The sequence below is a fragment of the Terribacillus halophilus genome (assembly GCF_900101385.1).
Taxonomy (GTDB): Bacteria; Bacillota; Bacilli; order Bacillales; family Amphibacillaceae; genus Terribacillus; species Terribacillus halophilus.
Genome location: NZ_FMZB01000001.1, coordinates 144733 through 165044 on the forward strand (window position 1 = coordinate 144733; position 20312 = coordinate 165044).

Below are 20312 nucleotides of genomic sequence, written 5' to 3' on the forward strand. Positions count from 1 at the left end.
TTTATAAACCGAATGTATCATTCGGGATATATAGTTTGAAGCTCAGATTATCATTCGGCAAATCGAATTGTTCTACTTCCACATGGAAGTTGTTTTGTAACTCCATTTGTGTGACAGCGACATAGATAGATTCATCGTCTGGATTGATCGTGACCCATTCCGGCAACTTGTAATATCTATCTATATATTTAAGAACTTTATCATTCGGCAGGGAAAGACTGCCAAGTGAGATATCGCGCTGTACGAGCAGTAGATCGCCATTTTCCTGTACTTGCGGTTCCAGTGTGATTTGCAGTGGAATCCTTACGCCGAATGCCGTGATTCCGCCACTCAATTCAACGGCATCGTCACCGAGTACAACCGAATAATTATCGGAGTCATCGTTCAGCTCCTTATCGATATAGGCATTGATCAGTTCATTGACATTCGCTTTGGTAGAGCTGATGGTGAACTCAGACGAATCCGAGCTATCGAATTGAGCTTCCTCTGGCGGTTCTGGGGCCGGACTGAAGGCCGGAAGGAAAATAAGCAAAAGCAAGAGCAGCAGGACGATGCCGTTCGCAATAGCCAGTATTTTAAAGTATTTCTTCCAGTCACGCTGTTTTGGCGGCTGTGTTTCATTCTTCCTGTTTTCCATGATTGTTCACCTGCCTATTCATCTTCTTCCTGTATAACCGGCTTGATACTTTCCAATACCCGTTCGGCAACTTTTCCATACCCGACTTCATTTGGATGGAAGTAGTCATCTGCCAGTAAAGTGGCCGTTTGGTTGTGGAATAAATCGGCTGTTTCAATATAATGCTGGTCTTTTTCTTTTGCGACCTGCTTGCCGATATCATTGTACTCATCGACGATCGTGCCAAGCTGATCCTCTATTTCAGGGAAAGATTCTTCGAAGGGATTATAAAAGCCGATCAAATAAACTTCAGCATCCGGGTTCAGCGTATCAATCTTTTCGAATATATCTTTCATTCGTTCCTCGTACGACGGCATGGCCGCACTGTAGTCATCGTAATCCAAATCAGTGAAGTGATCTTTCGTCACTTTCATGATATCATTGGCGCCGATTGTAATCAGGACAACATCGGCATTCTTGATCGAGGCTGAAATGACAGGATCGTCCAGCCTTTTCAACAGCTGATCCGTCCGATTGCCGCGTTTACCGAAATTATCGATTTTGACATGATCATCTGTTTCTTCGAACGTTTGCTTCAGAATGCCGACATAACCGCCATTCTCTGTCGCATCACCCACACCCTGGGTCAGGGAATCACCAACTGCTGTAATATGAAGATCTTCTTTGATGAAAAGTCCGAGTGTATCCTTGAGCAATCTCCGGAAGGCATCCTTGATTTCAGAGGAAGTGTCGGTTTCTTCTTCCGATAGAGCTGGATTCTCTTCTGAGTCATCGGGTGTTTCTGTTTCACTCGGTACAATCTCCGTGGGGGCATTTGTGACCGTTGCCTTTTGATCGGACCCTGCAAAAACGATCACTGCCCCGATTACGATAACGAGCAGGAACGATGCAACAAGATAGTAGATTTTTCTTTTTTGCAAGCATCATCACCCTCGGGAGAAATATAGTAACGTATTCCCGCCTATAAGTCTTTTAGACGGCGGTATACCGGAAAATGCAATTGTAAATTGGTTGTAAAATTATATCTTACTAGATTCAGGGAAAGTTGGATAGTGGGAAGAGCTGGTACACTATGCACTATGTTTCGCTAAATGCTTTGCTGGGAACACGTCTTATTAAAAGGATAAGGAGGAACGCAGTATGAAGGAGTACAGTGTAGTACCGAATAAAAACGTGTCAGGCTGGTATGTGAAAATGGAAGATATTGCACCGACAGAATACCATAGCACGCGAGATGATGCCGTTTTGGAGGCGGAAGGACTTGCTCGGGAAAATTCGCCTAGCAAACTCGTCATCTACGATGCACAGCATGAAGTGGAAGAAGAGCGGCAGTTTTAAAATTACCGGCATGAAATTGCCGGTAATTTTTAACCGTTTGGGCAGTTCTTGAATAAGCTGAACAGCAGGAGGTGCAAGTATGGAATTTTCCTTGCTGCTGTTAGCTTTTTCCGGAATCGCATTGATCTGTATCGGAGTGTTGCGGCACTTCACGAAGGATCCGTTTGTCTTATTCATCCCTGCCGCTGTAACGGCGCTGCTATTACTCGTCACCAGTATATTCTCCTTCCTGTTTCAGGAAGAGCTTATCAAAGGAACATTATATATCTTTGCTTCTATCTTATGCGGACTATTCGTCTTATTGCTATTCTTGCCACCTTTTCGTAAATGAAGGTGGCTTATTTTACAGCTTCGGCATGCTGCAGCTGCTTTGTCGTCAAGCGCTTCATGCGGATGCCCGAAATGGTATAGAGGATCAACGCACCCCAAATGCATGTGAAAGCAATCATGTGTGCATGTGTGAATGCTTCACCGAAAAAGGTGACGCCAAAGATCAGCATGAGTGTCGGTGCAATGTATTGGAGCAGACCGATCGTCGTCAAAGAAAGCCTGCGAGCACCATAGGCGAATAGCAAAAGCGGCGCGGCTGTGGCCGCTCCGGATAAAAATAGGATGATAGCTGTACCGGTTGATATGGGGCTGCTGTCTGCAGCAGGTACAAAAAGCAAATACAAAATAGCCAATGGGGTGACGAACATCGTCTCGATTGTCAGTCCGAACATCGGCGGTATCGTCACTATCTTTTTTAGCAGACCGTACACAGCGAATGTGATTGCCAGCAGGAACGACACCCAAGGGAACACGCCATAGCTGATGGTCAAATAAATGACACCGATCGCGGCAAGGATGAAGCTGAAAATCTGCAAACGCGTGCTTTTTTCCTTCAGGATGATCATGGCGAGCAGGATGCTGATGAGTGGGTTTATGTAATAACCCAGGCTTGATTGCAGGACATGACCGGAATTTACTGCCCAGATGAATACGAGCCAATTGAGACTGACCATGATGGAAGCTGCAAATAACCCCCATAATGCGCGTTTATTCAAAAACAATTCCTTTAGCTGTTTGATGAAAGGACGGATTTTTCCTAGCAAAAGGACGACCAGGATCATCGTGACAAACGACCAGACGATTCGGTGGGCAAGCAAGTGGCCGGCATCGACTTCTTCTAATAAATTCCAAAACAGCGGCAGTACGCCCCACATCATGTACGCGATTGCAGCATACACGACACCGGACTTCGATGATTGCGATTGCATGTTGGCATGCGCCTCTCTTTCTATCTCTGTATGGATTAAGTGTAAGGTTGGGAATCGGGCTTTTCAATACATTTGCTTCGTTAAAGGGTAGAGAAGTTGTCAATGGCTGTTGGAATGCTATATATTAGTATGGGTAATTGGAAATATGCTACATATGAAGGGAGACGCTCATGTGCATATAATTGCGTACTTATTAGGATTATTGACTATTATAAATATCCTCCTCGCACTGGCAATTGTCTTCCTGGAAAGGCGCGATGCCAGTGTCACATGGGCATGGCTGCTCGTACTTGTATTCATTCCGGTAGCAGGCTTCGTTATTTATTTGCTTTTTGGGCGCAAACTCTCAGGCAAGATCTTCACCTGGGATACGAAGTCACGGCTCGGTGTGAAGAAACAAGTGCAGGCTCAATTGCGTGCCATCGAGGAAGATACTTTTGTCTATAAACAAGAAGCAGTCAAGGAATATAAAGACCTTGCCTACATGCATCTTCGCAATGATGATGCCATCCTGACCCAGGGAAACGAAGTGGAACTGTTCACGGATGGTCAAAAGAAATTCCATGCACTGCTGCACGATCTTTCGCAGGCGAAGGACCATATACATCTATTATATTATATCGTGCGCAGTGACAAGCTGGGGGAACGTTTGGCGGACGTACTCATAAAGAAGGCACAAGAAGGTGTAAAGGTACGTTTTCTGTATGATGATATGGGTTCGCGCAGTATCAAAAAGAGCTATGTGCGCAAACTCGTAAAAGCCGGAGTGGAAATTGAAGCGTTCTTTCCGTCATTCATTCCGAAGATCAACCTCAAGCTCAACCACCGGAACCACCGGAAGCTGGCGATCATAGACGGAAAAGTTGGTTATATTGGCGGTTTTAACATCGGTGATGAGTATTTAGGCTATGATAAGAAATTCGGATATTGGCGTGATACGCATCTTCGGATAACCGGAGAAGCTGTAAGGGCGATGCAGACGCGTTTCATTTTAGACTGGAATCAAGCCTCGCGTCACGATATCGAGTATGAGGACCGTTATTATTTGTCGGAACCAGCTGGTAATATCGGGGTGCAGATCGTTTCAAGCGGTCCAGATTCCGAGTGGGAGCAAATCAAGCATGGCTATATCAAGATGATTCTCTCAGCCAAGAAATACGTCTATATCCAGACACCGTATTTCATCCCCGATGAGAGTCTGGCGGATGCGCTGAAGGTTGCTGTACTGTCAGGTGTGGATGTCCGCGTCATGATACCGAACAAACCGGATCATCCTTTCGTTTATTGGGCGACTTATTCCAATGCAGGTGATTTGATCAAGGCTGGGGCCAAAGTTTATATTTATCAAAATGGTTTCCTCCATGCCAAGACGATCGTGGTGGATGATAAGATATCTTCCGTCGGGACAGCGAATATCGATGTCCGCAGCTTCCGGTTGAATTTTGAAGTGAATGCATTTTTATATGACCAAAATACGGCAGGGGTATTGAAAGAAAAATTTGAAGAGGATATCCTATTATCAACGGAGCTTTCACATAAACTATATAAACAGAGATCAAACTGGATTCGTTTCAAGGAATCCATCTCACGTTTGATCTCGCCGATCTTGTAGCCTAAAGTTTGGCGGAAAGAAGGAACCCAAGTGAAATCGAAACCATGCATCGCATCTTTGACAGTGAAAACGTCCCATGTACTTCCTCCTGATACAAATACACATGGCACATTATTCGGTGGGACACTTATGTCCCATATCGATGATGTTGCCGCTATAGCGGCTTATCGGCATGCCAGACAGCTAGTCGTGACAGCTTCGACTGACAGTGTCGACTTCCTTGCACCTGTGAAGGTGGGGGATACGATCTGTGTTGAAGCATTTGTTACATGGACTAATAATACTTCCATGGAGGTATTTGTTAAAGCCGTGACAGAAGATTTGCGAACAGGAGCAAGGAAAGTATCGGCGACCGCGTTTGTGACCATGGTGGCGCTGGATGAAAATAATCAGCCGATCGAGGTCCCAGAAGTATTCCCGGAAAGCCCCGAGGAGAAATGGCTGTATGATGGTGCACCGCAGCGTGCCGCTTACCGCAAAGAACGACTGAAACGTTCAAAAGAGATGGCAGTCGCATTTGGAACAGACTATCCATGGTTCCGCAACGACGGACGTAATTTTGAAGAAGAATAAGCAAGACGAGCCTGCTCCAACGGCAGGCTCGTCTTTTTTTATGTCAGGATATTTTTTTCTGCAATAGTTTAGCGTTTTTTATAAAAAAGAGGGCTGTAAAAGTTACAGCTCCTCTTCTTCCAATGGCTGGATCAAGTTGCTGAACAAGTCATTCAACAGCCCGTAATGATGCATCAGCTCCCGCTCGTCGCCATCATGTGTAGTCAAGTATTCGATCCGTTCGTAAATGCTGTGAATCTCTTGTTTCTGCTCTGTGGTGAGTGCTTGAATGTCCAGGACAAGCGATGCGTCCATATCACTTGCTTCCAATTTTTTCAGATCCTTACCGTATTCTTTATGAGGATTTGCCATCAGCTCCTGCGCTATGTCACTGAGAAAATAGGCCATGAAAAGGTCCGCATCCTGCTTATATTCATCATGGAAGTAAAGACCGATCAATTGATCCAGATGGCGCACATTTGTTTTATTTCGGACGACTTGAATTTGCTTCCGATTGAATACGCTCACCAGGATCGGAGCTGCATCTAATACAGGAAACTGATACCAAGGTTTACGGGCGCGGATGAGATGGCGTTGATCGACCCGGTGAGCCTTTCCATCCTCCAAATATTGTGCTAAGCCGTGCTCTCGTTCTCGTTCGTCTTCTACGTATAGCAATAGCATCTGCTCGTCCTGCTGTACGAGCTGTTTGTAATCAACGTATGTAAAGAAAGGCTGCTGCAATTGGGCTGCTTTCGATATACAAGGCAGGAAATGCTGCTTGCCGATCTGCCACTGCCGTATTTTGCTGTTGTTAAAGCAGAAATACTGATTCGATCCCGTTTTTATACCGTGTTTGGCACTGGCGAATTGATTCAGGGGCCGTACATTCGTGAAGCGTTTTTGGCTTTCCTGATAAAAATGCAATTTCCATTTATCAACTGCATTCAAATCCTGACGTCGGCGGATGACGCCGAGGGGATTTATCCGGTCGGATAGGATATATGCTGCTGCTTGTTGCAGTTCCTGAACGGATTGGGTGCGGATGAACTCAATGGTGTCGTCGCTGCTTGATTTATCGAAAAGCAGCAAGGAGCTCGTCGTGGCAGCCCCTTTGAACCAGCCCATTTGGATATCAGTGTTGATGATCATTTTCAGGCTGCCGTCTAGCAGGAGATACTCTTTTATTTTCGCACCATACCTCGCATTCAGGAAGTCCGAGGGCACGATGAAGGCAGCACGTCCATGTTCGTCCAGTTGATGTAGTGCTTTCAGCATGAATAGACCGTACAAGTTTGTATATGTAGAAAGCGAGATGCCCATTTGCTCCCGGAATAGATTCAAGTAAATCTCCTTCTCCTCATCGGTCCGAAAAGTTATGTAAGGAGGATTGCAAATGATACCATCATAAACTTTCTCCCAGCCATCTGTAAGGAAATCCCCCTCATACAGGTGGAGGGAAGGGCGAGATGTGAAAAACGCTCGATTAAACTCCAAAATCTCATCATCATCTTCATATGCATCAACTTCGTACCCGGCTGGTATATCCTGGATCAGCTTCCCCAGACCGACAGCAGGATCAAGCAGCCGCCCACCATCCAGATTGTGCAGCACCCACTGTTTCATCATATCTGCGACCGTATCGGGGGTGAAATATTGTCCGTAATGCCGGCGGTGGAGCGCAGAGCTCTTATTTAAATATATTTCTTCCAAACTAGATTCTTCCAACAGGGCACACCTCCAAAGGGGAATAGGTAAAAACAACTAGAATCATTGTATTATAAATCCTACATACTTTTCCAGTAAAAGGAGGGAGATTGCCGAAAAACCTGCCGGATTGACGAATTCTTCCGATATTAACCATCCTTCTTTAAAGATATGCAGGCTGGTTGATGGACATGGAGGAAAAGGAGTATAATACAACCAGTTATAAAAATGACAGCATGTATGAAAAAGGGGTTACGGACATGAAAAAAGCATTAACAATTGCAGGCTCAGATTCCTCTGGGGGAGCAGGTATCCAAGCGGATCTGAAGACGATGCAGGAATTTGGCGTATACGGAATGTCTGCTGTGACGACAATCGTCGCAATGGATCCTTACAATAGCTGGCATCATAATGTATTTCCGGTTGATGTGAATACGGTGAAGGAACAGCTGAATACGATCGTTGTCGGTGCAGGTGTCGACGCAGTGAAGACAGGGATGCTTGGTTCTCCTGAAATCATTGAATTGGCAGCCAGCATGATCGAAGAAAATAATATTCCAAACGTAGTCATCGATCCGGTGATGGTATGTAAAGGTGCTGATGAAGAACTTCAGCCGGAAAACACAGTCAGCCTTCGGGAAAAACTTGTCCCGCTTGCAACTGTCATCACACCGAACTTATTTGAAGCTGCCAAATTGGCACAAATGCCATTGATTCATTCTGTGGAAGAAATGAAAGAAGCGGCACAGAAAATCCATGCTTTAGGTGCAAAATACGTCCTTGTCAAGGGCGGCAGCAAGCTGGAAACGGATAAAGCAATCGATGTGCTTTATGACGGGGAAAACTTCGAGATTCTTGAAAGTGAGAACGTTGATACAACGTATACACATGGTGCAGGATGCACTAGCTCTGCAGCAATATGCGCATTGCTGGCAAATGGAAGCAGTGTGAAAGAAGCGGTTTACGAAGCGAAGACATTCATCACCGAAGCCATTCGCGGAGGCTTTAAGCTAAATGAATATGTAGGCCCTGTCAATCACGGTGCCAGAAAGTCCATGCCGCAGCGATAAGCAAGGATGGATGAGGATTAGCCGCCTGCACGGGCGGCTTTTTCCTTGTCCGGGAAGGAGGAGAAAATGCGTATTTTCAGCGTGGAAAATCTTACGAAAACATATGGCGATAAACAGCTGTTCCAAACAATTGGGTTTCATATCGAAAGCCGTGAACGAATCGGGCTTGTCGGTGTCAATGGAACCGGAAAGTCGACATTGCTGAAGGTCCTGGCTGGCATCGAAAGTGCAGATAGCGGTGACATCGACCATAGCAAGACGTTCCAGCTTGCTTACTTGGCGCAGGAGCCCCAACTGACTTCCGGCAGCACAGTCCTGGAAGAGGTATTCAGCGGATCCAGTCCGATTTTACAGACAATCCGTGCTTATGAGGAAGCAATTTCGGCTTTGGAGAAGGAACCGGATAATGTCAAAAACCAAAATCGCCTGTTCACGCTTCAAGCTAAGATGGATGCCGAAGACGCATGGGATGCGAGCACCCAGGCGAAAACGATTTTGACGAAGCTAGGTGTTGATTATTATACAACTTCTGTCGATGATCTATCAGGCGGTCAGCGAAAACGTGTAGCGTTGGCGAAAGCGCTCATTCAGCCTGCTGATTTATTGCTGCTGGATGAGCCGACTAACCATCTGGATAACGAGACGATCGAATGGCTTGAAGGCTTTTTGCCTAGCTATCCGGGAGCGATTATGCTGGTGACACATGATCGTTACTTCCTGAATCGGATCACGAGCCATATCTTTGAATTGGAGATGGGCAGTCTTTATCGATATGAAGGAAATTATGAAACATACTTGACGAAAAAGGCAGAGCGGAAAGCACAGACACTCTTGGATCAGGAAAAGCATCAAAATACGCTTCGCCGGGAGCTTGCTTGGTTGCGCCGCGGCGCCAAAGCACGTACAACAAAACAAAAAGCACGTATTCAGCGTGTGGAGGAAATGAAAGAAGCGAAGTTCCAAACACAGGATAATGATTTAAGCCTCCAGGTCGGAGCTGCCCGGTTAGGCAAGAAGGTATTGGAAGCAAAAGATGTAGCGGTTAAATTCGGTGATAAAACGTTATTCAGTCACTTTGATTTTCTGTTCAAGCCAGGTGATCGTATCGGTATCATCGGTCCAAATGGAAGCGGGAAAACGTCTCTTCTGAATACACTTGCAGGCAGGATCTCACCGGCAGCCGGGGAAGTGGAAACAGGGGAGACAGTCAAACTTGGTTATTACACGCAGCTGCAGCAAGACATGGATCAACAGCTTCGCATCATCGATTACATCAAGGAAGTAGCAGAAGTCATCCATACCGCTGATGGCAATGTCATTACAGCGGAACAAATGCTTGAGCAATTCCTTTTCCCTCGGAGTCATCAATATACGTATATTCATCGTTTGTCAGGCGGGGAAAGGAAGCGGCTGTACTTGCTCCGTGTGCTAATGGAGGAGCCGAATGTCCTTTTCCTTGACGAGCCGACCAATGACCTGGATACAGAAACACTGGGGATTCTTGAGGATTATTTGGATGGCTATCCTGGCGTTGTTATAACGGTTTCCCATGATCGTTATTTCTTGGACCGTGTAGTGGAACAGCTGATTCTTTTTCAAGGTGCAGGAGTCGTATCCACATTTTATGGCAACTATAGTGAATACCGGGATAAAGTACAGGAACAGCCAAAACCGCAGCAGCAAGCAAAGTCGGAACCTGTCCAAGAGCGAAAAGAAAGGAAAAAGCAGAAGCTCTCTTACAAGGAACAGCAGGAATGGAATACGATCGAAGATGATATTGCAGAACTGGAACAGCGAATCGAGGCATGTGCGGCAGGCATAACTGAAGCCGGCAGTGATAGTGAGCTTGTCCAGAAGCTGTTTGCTGAGCAGCAAGAACTCGAACAGCAATTGGAACAGAAGATGGAACGATGGGAAACATTGTCCCTAATGGTGGAAGAAATAGAAAAGCAGAGGTGACCGTTCAGAAACGAAGGGATAGGGAGGAGAAAGCCCTATGTGGGTGTCCTTCCCGCATAGGGATTTATCACCTATACTGCAGTTTCTGGTTTCAGGAGCTGGACACCATCGAAAAGCGAAAGAAACCGGTTAGAAACGAAGGGATAGGCGAGAAAGCCCGGAGTGGGTGTCCTTCCCGCATAGGGATTTATCACCTATACTGCAGTTTCTGGTTTCAGGAGCTAGACACCACCGAAAAGTGTAAGAAACCGATTAAAAGCTAGACAAAGGCATATTTCGTGTGAAATTGCTCATAATCTACTAGAATGAAGAATAGTCTGAATTCAATGATGGGAAGGATTTGATTCCAATGCCAGATAAGGAATTATTAGAAAAATATGCAGACGTCGCGTTGCGCACAGGCGTGAATATACAAAAGGGGCAGCCTCTATACATCATGGCACCGATCGATGGAGCGGAGTTTGTCCGTCTAATCGCCAAGCGTGCCTATGAGCTAGGGGCCAGTGATGTACATATCAATTGGTCTGACGACACACTCACTTTTTTGAAATATAAACATCAATCCGAAGAAGTGCTGACAGACATTCCTGATTGGATCGTTGAACGTCGTGCTTATTATATGAAAAAGGGAGCAGCCCTCCTGCAAATTCGTTCCACAGACCCTGATCTATTGAAAGATGTCGATGGGAACAAAGTGGCACAAGCGACAAAAGCGACCGCGAAAGCCTTGCAGCATCTTCGTAAGTATACGATGAATGATATCATCCCTTGGACGATTATCACCATTCCAACAGATGCTTGGGCACAAAAGATCTTCCCGGGGAAATCAGCAGAGGAAGCGACGAAGCTTCTTTGGGATTCGATTTTTAAAATTGTCCGTGTCGACCAGGAAGATCCTGTCCAAGCCTGGAAAGAACATAATGCGAAGCTGCACCATGCCCGGGATGTCTTGAATGACAAACGCTATAAAAAGCTTCACTTCAAATCCGAAGGAACGGATCTTGTAATTGGCTTGCCGGATGGACACATTTGGAAAGGTGGTTCATCGACGACAGAAAGCGGTACGGAATTCAACCCGAATATGCCGACGGAGGAAGTGTTCACGCTTCCGCATAAATATGACGTGGAGGGAACCGTCACAAGCAAGAAACCGTTGATTTATGACGGGAATATGATCGATAACTTCACACTTACTTTCAAGGAAGGAAAAGTTGTTGATTACAAAGCAGAAGTGGGGCAGGAAACGCTCAAGCATTTACTGGAAACAGACGAAGGTGCTTTGCGGCTTGGCGAGGTGGCTTTAGTGCCGCATGAATCACCGATTTCCCAATCTGGTCTTATTTTCTACAACACCTTGTATGATGAGAATGCTTCCTGTCACGTTGCTTTAGGGAAAGCTTATCCGACAACGCTTGAAGGCGGTTCTTCCATGACGGAAGAGGAATTGGATAAACACGGTGTCAATGATAGTCTGATACACACAGATTTCATGATCGGTTCAGCGGATCTTGCAATTGCCGGGGTTTTTGCCGATGGAACATCCGAGCCTGTTTTCCGTGACGGAAGCTGGGCAATCAAATTCGATTAAAAAATAACCCGCAATACTGGAGTGCATCCAGTATTGCGGGTTATTTTATTGTTCGACTATAGCATGGTGCACGAGCACTGCACGGATGCCGTGATAGTCGCATGCTATATCCAATTGGTCCTTGATTTCCCGTAGCCTTGGCAGCTCTTCATACTGCTTCAGCACTTCGAGTACGGCATTCTCCTGCTCTTCTGTGAAAAATTGCTTCAGATCAAGCGCCTGTCCTTCTGCATAAGCTTTGAATAAATGATTGCTCACAGTCATCGGAGTCAAGTTCCGTTCCTTGGCTAGGCTTTCCATTGACATGCCTTGACTGAAAGCCTCATAGCTCATCAAATGACTCGGTGTATCCTGCTTTTCCTGGAGGAGGGACTTTTGATCGTGAGACGTAGTGGATGCTGTCTGCTCATATTGCTTCAGCACCTCTAGGAACTGCTCTCCATACTGTTCCATTCGCCTTTCTCCAATCCCCTTGATACCGAGCATTTCCTCCTGAGTATGCGGCACATATCGGCAAAGTTCTTTCAAGGTTGCATCCGAAAAGATGACATATGGAGGGAGTCCCTCTGCTTGGGCTATGTCCTTGCGCAATTCACGCAGTTCCTGGAATAACGCTTCATCATAATCCGCTTCGGCAGTTTCCGTCGCTTTGGCGATCTGCATCATTACTTTTTTTTCGCCTTTCAGTATACGGACAGCTTCATCCGTGAGTGTCAGCACAGGGTATTTATCATCGGTTGGGGCAAGGATCATTTCGGCGGAAAGATAATGGATGAACTGTGTGATATCTTTTTCGGTACGGTTTTTCATGATACCGTACGTAGAAAGCCCTTCAAGTCCGAATTGCTTGATTCGTTTGTCTTTGGAACCTTTCAATACTTTTGCAACCAAAACGGCTCCAAAGCGCTCGTCCATCCGTTTGACGCAAGAGAGTACCATTTGCGCTTCACGTGTCATATCCGTCTTTTCAAACTCATTCAAGCAATTGCTGCACCTGCCGCAATCTTCGGGAACATGCGGATCCTGGAAATAGTGAAGCATATACGTCTGCAAACAGCTTTGAGTATGGCAGTAATGAATCATTTGCTGCAGTTTCTGATACTCCGCTTGAGTGTCCGAGGCGGAGTTCTCAATCAGGAATTTCAGCAGATGCACATCCTGTCCGGAAAAGAGCAGAACACAATCACTTGGTTCTCCATCACGCCCAGCCCGACCTGCTTCCTGATAATAAGCTTCCATGTTCATCGGCAAGGCATAATGCAGCACATAGCGCACATTACTCTTATCGATTCCCATTCCGAAAGCATTCGTCGCTATCATGACACTGACTTCGTCTTGAATGAATGAAGCTTGTGCAGCCTGGCGATCTGGTTCGCTCATGCCGGCATGATATTTTGCAGTCTTGACTCCTTGACGGTCCAGAAACAGGGAAAGCTGATCGACCAGCTTTCTTGTCGGTGCATAGATGATACCTGTATCTTGTTTGCGTTTTTTGATGAAATCCAGGATATAGCGCTCTTTATCTGCCCCTTTTACGACTTGGAAGCGTAGATTTTCACGAGCGAAACCGGTACGTACTGTATAGTCTTCCTGGATATCCAGCAGCTTTTGGATATCATCTGCCACCTGTGGTGTTGCAGTCGCGGTCAAAGCCATCACTGGTGGCGTTCCTGTCAGCTTATCCAAAATGGATATGGCAGATCGGTAGCTTGGACGAAAGTCATGTCCCCATTGGGAGATACAGTGAGCCTCATCGAAAGCAATCAAGCTTATCGAAAGGTTACGGACCATTTGTAAAAAGCGAGTATTTTCCAGCCGTTCAGGAGCAACGTAAAGAAAGGAGAATGCACCTTGAGCAGCTTGCTGCAACGTCCATTCCAGTTCGGCTGCTTCCAATGTACTGTTTATATATGCGGCAGGTATATCCATTGCTGTCAGTGCATCTACCTGATCCTTCATCAAGGAGATAAGAGGGGAGATGATCAGTGCAGTCCCTTGACGCATCAAGGCTGGCACCTGGTAGCAAATCGATTTACCACCGCCTGTCGGCATGATCGCTAACGTATTTTTATTCTTCATCACATGATCAATCACTTCGGCTTGCCCTCTTCGGAAGGTATCGTAGCCATAATAATCCTTCAGTATTTGCTCCGCAGTAGCTTGCACGTTCAAAATCCTTTCCTGATTCTTGATATGTACAGCATAACATGATTCTGTACCGATCAGCATTTTAGTAGGAAAAATAAGAAACTGCCTGTATGGAGACAGGCAGTTTCTTATTTTATATTGTCGCCTCGCTTTGCGGGCGTTTCAATTCAATTTTGATTTTTTCCAGGCGATTATCTCGTACAGATTCTACGGTGAAAAGCATGTTTTCGTATTCCACGACTGTATCGGCATCTTCATCTGGAATGGAACCAATGCGGCTTAGGATAAAACCAGCAATCGTATCGAAATTCGGTACGTCGATATCTGTATCGAAGAAATCATTGAACTCATCGATTTGCAGAGAACCGCTCGCCATATACGTATTGTCATCGATACGTGTCAGCTCTCCCTCGATTTCATCGTATTCATCATCGATGTCTCCGACAATTTCTTCAATCATATCTTCCATGGTCACAATACCAGAGAAGCCGCCATATTCATCTATCAGGACGGCGAGATGATTATGAGTCTGCTGCAATTCTTTCAGCAGGTCATCAATGTACTTGGTCTCGGGCACGAAATGTGCTTCCCGCAGTATCGTTTCCAGCCGGACGCCATCGAATCCATGCTCCCGTACTGCTTTGAAATAATCTTTTATGTTTAGGATACCGACAATCGTATCGCTGTCTGTCTGGTAGACAGGAATTCTGGAATATTTCTGGTCCAGCAGGATATCCGCCAATTCTTCAGCAGGCGTATCAATGCTCAATGTAAATGTATCTGTCCGAGGTGTCATGATCTCACGTGCAATTTTATCATCCAAGTCGAAGACACCTTTGATCATGCCGAACTCATCCGCATTCAGTATGCCTTCCTCTTGGCCGGTCTGGGCGAGAAGCTTGATCTCTTCACGGGAGACTTTCTCTGCTTCCGCATCATTCCCTACACGGGTTATTTTAACGAGCATATTGGTGGAAAAGGAAAGGAACTTTACGAACGGCATCGCGATTTTACTGATAAATAGAATCGGTGTGACAGAAAATCTGGCAATCTTCTCCGCGTTTTGAAGGGCAACCCTTTTGGGGAATAACTCACCGAATACAAGTGTTACATAAGACAGCAAGACAGTGATGACGACAACGCTGATTTGTTGTGCATAAGGGATATCTCCCAGTACGCCAGCGAATCGATTTGCAAGTCCGGTAGCGGCAGAGGCACTCGAGAAGAAGCCGGCCAGCGTAATACCTACTTGAATCGTAGCGATGAACTTACTAGGATCGGCAATAAGCTTCTGCAGCATGGCAGCTTTCTTATCCCCTTCATCCGCTTGCTGTGCAATGCGGTTCTTATTCAGTGATACCAATGCGATCTCTGCTGCTGCAAAAAAAGCATTCAGTAATGTCAAAATACCAATCAATACGAGTTGGAGTAAAACTGGACTCCCAGGATCATCCGGACTATTCATGTATAAAATCTCTCCCTTAAAAAAATAAACGCAAAAAATGCGTTTTCATTATAAACATTATACGCTTTTTCTATGTGTAATCCAAATGGTGTGCACGTAATGTAGTATATCCGGGAAATTGGGAATTATTCCAAAGCCCGCAGCTGCTGACGAAGCGATTTGATCTCTTTTTCCATCTCTTCCAGCTGTCTTTCCATATGGGATGCACCAGCTCCGGTTGACGCCAATTTATCCGCATCTGCTGACACGCTTGCATACGACATTTTCAACTCAGCCAGTTTGGCTTCCAGTTCTTGCCTATTCATATCATCACCTCTACACTTAGGATAGAAAGATGAGGTCAATACGTCAAGCGGGAGGGGAAAGGATGCATTTTGTACTGGAGCATGATGTGCACCATCTGCTTGCCAAAGCTGAGTCATTGTTAGTAGCGCATGAAGCAGAGAATAACTTACTGTTAGGGCTGTTGGGCAGATTGGCAGCAGGAGAGGATATGGGGGCGTTGTTTGGATATGGAGAAGATGATAGGGGGAATCGTGCCTTTTTCTTGCATACGAAAGGAAACCGAATCATTCTTTCTCATAACATCATATGGAATGATGAAGATGCTGTTCAGCTTGCCCAGCTTGTAAACGCATGGACGCCTGATCTTCCAGGAGTCATCGGTCCAGAGAAACAGGCAACGCAGTTTGCGCGAGTATGGCACAAGCTTTACCGGAAACAAATAAGGATACATATGAATCAGTTCATTTATCGGCTTGATCGAGTGAAAGATGCCGGTGCTGCAAAAGGGGGGATGCGTGCAGCAGATAAGGATGATTTTACCTTGTTGCGGGATTGGCTCATTCGATTCGGTAAAAAAACTGGTGAAGATATGACGGAAGAACGAGCGAGTACGGTGATTGGCAGGCTGATCGCCCAAAGGCGAATGTATGTCTGGACAGTCGAAGATAAGATCGTAAGTATGGCGGGCTGCGCCAGGGAAAGCCGGAATGGTATCGTCATCAATGCGGTCTTCACACCTGAGGAACACCGGCGGAAAGGATATGCGGAAAGGTTGATGGCAGTACTATCGGCAAAGTTGCTTGATGAAGGAAAACAATTCTGCTGCTTGTTCACGAATGCAGATGATCCAGGTCCGAATAAACTGTATCAAAAGGTGGGATACCGCCGTGTTGCAAAAAGCTGCGCAATCGATTTCTATTAAAAAGGATCGTCACAGAGATGTGACGATCCTTTTGGTTGTTATATTTTGCCTTGGAAGGCAGCAAGTTCGTTGTAGAATTTGTCGAACGTTGGAATATCCATTTGCTGACCTGCATCGGACAATGCAACAGCTGGGTTCGGATGCACTTCCGCCATGACGCCATCTGCACCGACAGCCAATGCAGCTTTCGCGCATGGTAGCATGATATCTTTTCGTCCAGTGGAATGTGTCACGTCGACCATGACAGGAAGATGTGTTTCCTGTTTCAAGATCGGCACAGCTGAAATATCAAGTGTATTCCGCGTCGCTGTTTCATAAGTGCGGATACCGCGTTCGCAAAGGATGATTTGACCATTTCCTTCGGAGTGGATATACTCAGCGGCAGCGATGAATTCTGCAATTGTACCGGACAAAGCACGTTTGAGCAGGATTGGTTTATTCGTACGGCCCGCTTCTTTCAGTAATTCGAAGTTCTGGGCATTACGCGCACCGATCTGAATGACATCGACGAAATCCAGTGCTTTTTCGATATCCTGCGGAGAGACGATTTCACTGATGACGGCCAAATCGTATTCATCCGCTGCACGTTTCAGGATTTCCAGGCCTTCCACACCCAGCCCTTGGAAATCATAAGGGGATGTACGCGGCTTGAAAGCCCCTCCGCGAAGCAGCTTAAGACCTTTGTCTTTCAAAGATTCCGCTACCGCTGCCACTTGATCATAGCTTTCCACCGAACATGGTCCGAAGACAAAGCTCGCTTTGCCAGTACCGACTTTTTCACCTTTTAGGTCGATAACCGTATCTTCGTTTTTGTAAGCACGGGAGACAAGCATCGGGCGTTTGCTGGCAGCTTCTTCTTCTTTCGTCTTAGCTTGCATGACAGCTTTGAAAATAGCGTCCAAAGTGGATTCCCCCAGGACACCTGATTCATTCTGTGCCTTCAGTTCTGCCAGCAGCAATTTTTCTGACTGGCTGCGCTCACTCTCAGGAAGATCCTTCAGCTGCTGCTTAAGGCTTGCCTGTTCGTTCAACAATTTCAACAGCTCGAAATGCGTTTGTTCATACTGCTTCTTAAGCTCCAAAACATTTGTAGTCTGCATAAATAGATCCTCCTTATAAGTTTAAATGCCCCTACTAACCTTCAATAGCCCATTCAGCCGGTATCAGTTATCTTGTAAGGGAGAATTCCCGGATCCCGGGGAATCCCTTGCAAACCGCCGCCGCCCTGAGACGGGTTATGGAAGGAACACAACATCAACATCGCAATCCGAAATAAATACAATGTTGAAAATATTATCCCTATACTACATGCTTTTATAAATAAATACAAATGAAAGCTTCAAAGTATGCAGAAAAAAGGACGATAGTACCTATTTCCCCTTGATTGCTGCTTTGGTTTATTTTTGATGTAATCTTTATAAATTTTTTACATTTGCAACAGGATGCCGATCTTTTCGGCGCTTGATGACAAAATCGGTCAATGTGAACAAGAATACGAGCAAAAATAGAAAACTGGACATTTGGAACAGGGAGGAAGTCGAAACAAATTGGTGCAGGATGCCAAGGATGACAGCACTCAGACCAATGCCAAAATCGATAGATGAATAGTACATACCATTGGCAATACCACTTCTTTCAACATCCGTCTTGGATATTGTCCACGCTTGCAAAGCAGGGATCATAGAACCATAACCAATACCGAATAAAGCACCGGAGATGATGAAATACCAGTTTGCCGATGCGATGCTGAGTATCCACATAGCCAGAAAAGCAATGAGGGAACAGCCCATGATCAATAGCCAAGGTCCCTTGGCATCGAACAGGCGCCCAGTGAATGGTCGGGATATGGTGGCGCATAAGGCATTGGCTAAATAGAATAGGAATGTTCCGGTAAGATGCTGTTCCTCCCCAAAAAGGACAAGATAAGTAACGATGGAACCGTAACCGAATGATGTCAGGAACGTGATGAATACCGGATAAGAACTTTTCTTTTCGATCAATGATTGGAAAAATGAAAACTTCGGCGGTTTGGCTTGGTTTCGTGAAAGTGCTTCAGGCTCTGCATAACGCGTCAGCGACAGGAATAGGAAAGCGATGATGCCAAGCAAAATAGAAACAAATACGAGTGTCTTGAAGTTATAATTTTGATAAAGGAAAATACCGATACTTGGTGCAATGATCATACCGATTGTGATCGAAAGACCAAAATACCCCATGCCTTCTCCCACACGCCGTCTCGGTACAAGATCAACCGCAGCTGTACCGTTCGTTGTAGTGCTCCATCCCCAAGCCGCCCCATGCAGGAAGCGGAAGATGAGCAATAGTGTAACGATCTGTGTGAAAGGGTAAAGGATTGTACAGACGAGCAAAAGAAAAGAGCCGATGAGTATCGGCATTTTCCTCTTTTTCGTCAGCAGGATATGGCCGATGAACGGCCTGATCAGAATGGCTGCGATGGAGAACGACGTCGTTACCAACCCCACTTGAAGACTGCTGCCGCCGATAGAGGCAATATAAGGCGGCAGATTAGGCAGCAGCATCTGGAAGCTCATGAAAGTAAAAAGATTGCCAAGCAGCAGGAAAACAAAGGCTTTCGTCCATAATGGAGGCGTATTGTTTACCATGATGTGCCCCCTATTCTGCCTGAATTCCAGCTGCTGATTTTTTCTTCATCCTATAATCGACCCATTCCCGGTAAAAGTGGGAAATGATCACTTTGCATACTGCATAAAACGGAATGACGAACAAAAGACCGAGGAAGCCGGCAATATTCCCTGCGGCCAATATCAGTGTGATGACTGTCAACGGATGGATGCTCAACACTTTGCCCATGACATTCGGGGAAATGAGATTTCCCTCAATTTGCTGGGCAATCAGCATGATGATTGCCGCCAGGATAGCTAATTTCGGCTCTTGGAAAAAAGCGACCAGGATAGCTGGTGCAGCTGCCAAATATGGTCCGAGGAACGGAATCACATTGAAAACGAGCCCGATGACAGCGAGCGTGAAAGCATAATTCAGGTCGATAATCGCATAGCCGATGAATAGCATCGTCCCGACACACACTGATACGATGAACTGCCCTTGGATAAAGGACGCCAGCGTATGGTTGACATCTTCCATCAGTTTCTTTACACTGGCGCCTTTTTTCTTATCGAAAAATTTTGTTACGAATGGAATCAATTTATCCCCATCTTTGAGCATAAAGAATAAGAAAAAGGGAATTAAGACCAGCGAGAGCACGAAGTTGACAAGGCTGGAAATGAAACTAATGAGATAACCTGGTATGTCTGACAGGCTGGATTGCAAGTTTTTCGCATAGTCTTGGATGGATTCCTCTACTTGATCCGGCAGGGCAGAATGATTTTCTTCCCAATAATTCACGATGGACGTGATTTCATTCGTTATTCCCGGGATATTATTTACCAAGGCCCGATATTGATTCTGCACGATTGGAGCGGCGAATTGGAATACGATATAAACCAATCCAATCAAGAGCAGGAATATCGTCAGGATGGCCACCCATTTCGGAAAACGAATCTTCTCTAAGAGCCGGACGAGGGGTTTTGTAATATAGAATAGAAGACCGGCCGCAATCATCGGAAATGCAATCGCTGCTAAGTATGTGGCAAGAGGCCGGAAAATGAAGCCTGCTTTCGAAATCAACAAGATCAGGGTGAAAGTCAGGACAGCGGCCACAAGGCCTTGAAACCATTTTTTCTGAGTCAAGTTAAATCAGTACCTTTCCAGTTATTGATATAGCATAGCAT

At 45.7% G+C, this 20312-nt stretch carries 18 protein-coding genes; 8 read left to right on the plus strand and 10 right to left on the minus strand.

Annotation, left to right across the window (positions count from 1 at the left end):
• Position 1 precedes the first annotated feature (1 nt).
• Together BLQ53_RS00705 and BLQ53_RS00710 are read right to left on the minus strand one after the other, a co-directional pair.
• A complete protein-coding gene (locus BLQ53_RS00705) occupies positions 2–637 on the minus strand; it encodes a YpmS family protein (protein WP_093725002.1) in 636 nt (211 codons plus the stop codon).
• Positions 638–651: 14 nt separating this feature from the next.
• Positions 652–1557, minus strand: coding sequence for a GDSL-type esterase/lipase family protein (locus BLQ53_RS00710; RefSeq protein WP_093725004.1), 906 nt, complete (start codon positions 1555–1557; stop codon positions 652–654).
• A 220-nt stretch (positions 1558–1777) separates the two neighbouring features.
• Between BLQ53_RS00710 and BLQ53_RS00715 the strand changes: the two genes are divergently transcribed.
• Both BLQ53_RS00715 and BLQ53_RS00720 read left to right on the plus strand, forming a co-directional pair.
• Positions 1778–1975: a DUF2188 domain-containing protein gene (locus tag BLQ53_RS00715; RefSeq protein WP_093725006.1), complete on the plus strand. Its 198-nt coding sequence runs from the start codon at positions 1778–1780 to the stop codon at positions 1973–1975.
• A gap of 79 nt (positions 1976–2054) precedes the next feature.
• Positions 2055–2306: a hypothetical protein gene (locus BLQ53_RS00720; RefSeq protein ID WP_093725008.1), complete on the plus strand. Its 252-nt coding sequence runs from the start codon at positions 2055–2057 to the stop codon at positions 2304–2306.
• 7 nt (positions 2307–2313) lie between these two features.
• Here the strand turns inward: BLQ53_RS00720 and rarD are convergent, their stop codons facing one another.
• Positions 2314–3234 carry an EamA family transporter RarD gene (gene rarD, locus BLQ53_RS00725; protein ID WP_093725010.1) on the minus strand — a complete coding sequence of 307 codons (921 nt, stop codon included), beginning with the start codon at positions 3232–3234 and terminating at the stop codon, positions 2314–2316.
• 172 nt (positions 3235–3406) lie between these two features.
• Here rarD and cls point away from each other — a divergent pair, with 172 nt between their 5' ends.
• Positions 3407–4846 (plus strand): cardiolipin synthase, encoded by a 1440-nt coding sequence (gene cls, locus BLQ53_RS00730; RefSeq protein WP_093725012.1) that lies wholly within the window; start codon positions 3407–3409, stop codon positions 4844–4846.
• Positions 4847–4876: 30 nt separating this feature from the next.
• On the plus strand, positions 4877–5419 hold the full coding sequence (locus tag BLQ53_RS00735) for an acyl-CoA thioesterase (protein ID WP_093725014.1): 543 nt from the start codon (positions 4877–4879) through the stop codon (positions 5417–5419).
• A 102-nt stretch (positions 5420–5521) separates the two neighbouring features.
• Here BLQ53_RS00735 and BLQ53_RS00740 read toward each other — a convergent pair whose 3' ends face one another.
• The gene (locus BLQ53_RS00740) at positions 5522–7126 is read right to left on the minus strand and encodes an HsdM family class I SAM-dependent methyltransferase (RefSeq protein ID WP_093725016.1); all 1605 of its coding nucleotides are present in this window, start codon (positions 7124–7126) and stop codon (positions 5522–5524) included.
• Positions 7127–7365: 239 nt separating this feature from the next.
• Between BLQ53_RS00740 and pdxK the strand changes: the two genes are divergently transcribed.
• The 3 genes from pdxK to BLQ53_RS00755 all read left to right on the plus strand — a co-directional run bounded on the left by pdxK (position 7366) and on the right by BLQ53_RS00755 (position 11722).
• Positions 7366–8175, plus strand: coding sequence for a pyridoxine/pyridoxal/pyridoxamine kinase (gene pdxK, locus BLQ53_RS00745; RefSeq protein ID WP_093725829.1), 810 nt, complete (start codon positions 7366–7368; stop codon positions 8173–8175).
• 66 nt (positions 8176–8241) lie between these two features.
• Positions 8242–10134 (plus strand): ABC-F family ATP-binding cassette domain-containing protein, encoded by a 1893-nt coding sequence (locus BLQ53_RS00750; protein ID WP_093725018.1) that lies wholly within the window; start codon positions 8242–8244, stop codon positions 10132–10134.
• Positions 10135–10483: 349 nt separating this feature from the next.
• Complete coding sequence (locus tag BLQ53_RS00755) at positions 10484–11722, plus strand: aminopeptidase (RefSeq protein WP_093725020.1); 1239 nt, start codon at positions 10484–10486, stop codon at positions 11720–11722.
• A 45-nt stretch (positions 11723–11767) separates the two neighbouring features.
• Here BLQ53_RS00755 and recQ read toward each other — a convergent pair whose 3' ends face one another.
• The 3 genes from recQ to BLQ53_RS00770 all read right to left on the minus strand — a co-directional run bounded on the left by recQ (position 11768) and on the right by BLQ53_RS00770 (position 15640).
• On the minus strand, positions 11768–13888 hold the full coding sequence (gene recQ, locus BLQ53_RS00760; RefSeq protein ID WP_093725830.1) for a DNA helicase RecQ: 2121 nt from the start codon (positions 13886–13888) through the stop codon (positions 11768–11770).
• A gap of 115 nt (positions 13889–14003) precedes the next feature.
• Positions 14004–15335 carry a hemolysin family protein gene (locus BLQ53_RS00765; RefSeq protein WP_093725022.1) on the minus strand — a complete coding sequence of 444 codons (1332 nt, stop codon included), beginning with the start codon at positions 15333–15335 and terminating at the stop codon, positions 14004–14006.
• 125 nt (positions 15336–15460) lie between these two features.
• A complete protein-coding gene (locus BLQ53_RS00770) occupies positions 15461–15640 on the minus strand; it encodes an SE1832 family protein (RefSeq protein ID WP_093725024.1) in 180 nt (59 codons plus the stop codon).
• Positions 15641–15702: 62 nt separating this feature from the next.
• Here BLQ53_RS00770 and BLQ53_RS00775 point away from each other — a divergent pair, with 62 nt between their 5' ends.
• On the plus strand, positions 15703–16542 hold the full coding sequence (locus BLQ53_RS00775) for a GNAT family N-acetyltransferase (protein ID WP_170829528.1): 840 nt from the start codon (positions 15703–15705) through the stop codon (positions 16540–16542).
• 38 nt (positions 16543–16580) lie between these two features.
• On the opposite strand, the gene BLQ53_RS00780 is transcribed toward BLQ53_RS00775, so the two are convergent.
• The 3 genes from BLQ53_RS00780 to BLQ53_RS00790 form a co-directional block, all read right to left on the minus strand.
• Positions 16581–17642, minus strand: a complete 1062-nt coding sequence (locus BLQ53_RS00780; protein ID WP_093725028.1) for a bifunctional 3-deoxy-7-phosphoheptulonate synthase/chorismate mutase — start codon at positions 17640–17642, stop codon at positions 16581–16583.
• Positions 17643–17957: 315 nt separating this feature from the next.
• Complete coding sequence (locus tag BLQ53_RS00785) at positions 17958–19166, minus strand: MFS transporter (RefSeq protein ID WP_093725030.1); 1209 nt, start codon at positions 19164–19166, stop codon at positions 17958–17960.
• 10 nt (positions 19167–19176) lie between these two features.
• Complete coding sequence (locus tag BLQ53_RS00790; protein ID WP_093725032.1) at positions 19177–20271, minus strand: AI-2E family transporter; 1095 nt, start codon at positions 20269–20271, stop codon at positions 19177–19179.
• Positions 20272–20312 lie beyond the last annotated feature (41 nt).

What these genes read in the sequence shown, in the direction of transcription:
- pdxK (WP_093725829.1), top strand. Translation starts at nt 7,366, where the DNA reads ATGAAAAAAGCATTAACAATTGCAGGCTCAGATTCCTCTGGGGGAGCA.
- BLQ53_RS00780 (WP_093725028.1), bottom strand. Translation starts at nt 17,642, where the DNA reads ATGCAGACTACAAATGTTTTGGAGCTTAAGAAGCAGTATGAACAAACG.
- BLQ53_RS00750 (WP_093725018.1), top strand. Translation starts at nt 8,242, where the DNA reads ATGCGTATTTTCAGCGTGGAAAATCTTACGAAAACATATGGCGATAAA.
- BLQ53_RS00765 (WP_093725022.1), bottom strand. Translation starts at nt 15,335, where the DNA reads ATGAATAGTCCGGATGATCCTGGGAGTCCAGTTTTACTCCAACTCGTA.
- BLQ53_RS00715 (WP_093725006.1), top strand. Translation starts at nt 1,778, where the DNA reads ATGAAGGAGTACAGTGTAGTACCGAATAAAAACGTGTCAGGCTGGTAT.
- BLQ53_RS00775 (WP_170829528.1), top strand. Translation starts at nt 15,703, where the DNA reads ATGCATTTTGTACTGGAGCATGATGTGCACCATCTGCTTGCCAAAGCT.
- BLQ53_RS00705 (WP_093725002.1), bottom strand. Translation starts at nt 637, where the DNA reads ATGGAAAACAGGAAGAATGAAACACAGCCGCCAAAACAGCGTGACTGG.
- rarD (WP_093725010.1), bottom strand. Translation starts at nt 3,234, where the DNA reads ATGCAATCGCAATCATCGAAGTCCGGTGTCGTGTATGCTGCAATCGCG.
- BLQ53_RS00785 (WP_093725030.1), bottom strand. Translation starts at nt 19,166, where the DNA reads ATGGTAAACAATACGCCTCCATTATGGACGAAAGCCTTTGTTTTCCTG.
- BLQ53_RS00770 (WP_093725024.1), bottom strand. Translation starts at nt 15,640, where the DNA reads ATGAATAGGCAAGAACTGGAAGCCAAACTGGCTGAGTTGAAAATGTCG.
- BLQ53_RS00755 (WP_093725020.1), top strand. Translation starts at nt 10,484, where the DNA reads ATGCCAGATAAGGAATTATTAGAAAAATATGCAGACGTCGCGTTGCGC.
- BLQ53_RS00720 (WP_093725008.1), top strand. Translation starts at nt 2,055, where the DNA reads ATGGAATTTTCCTTGCTGCTGTTAGCTTTTTCCGGAATCGCATTGATC.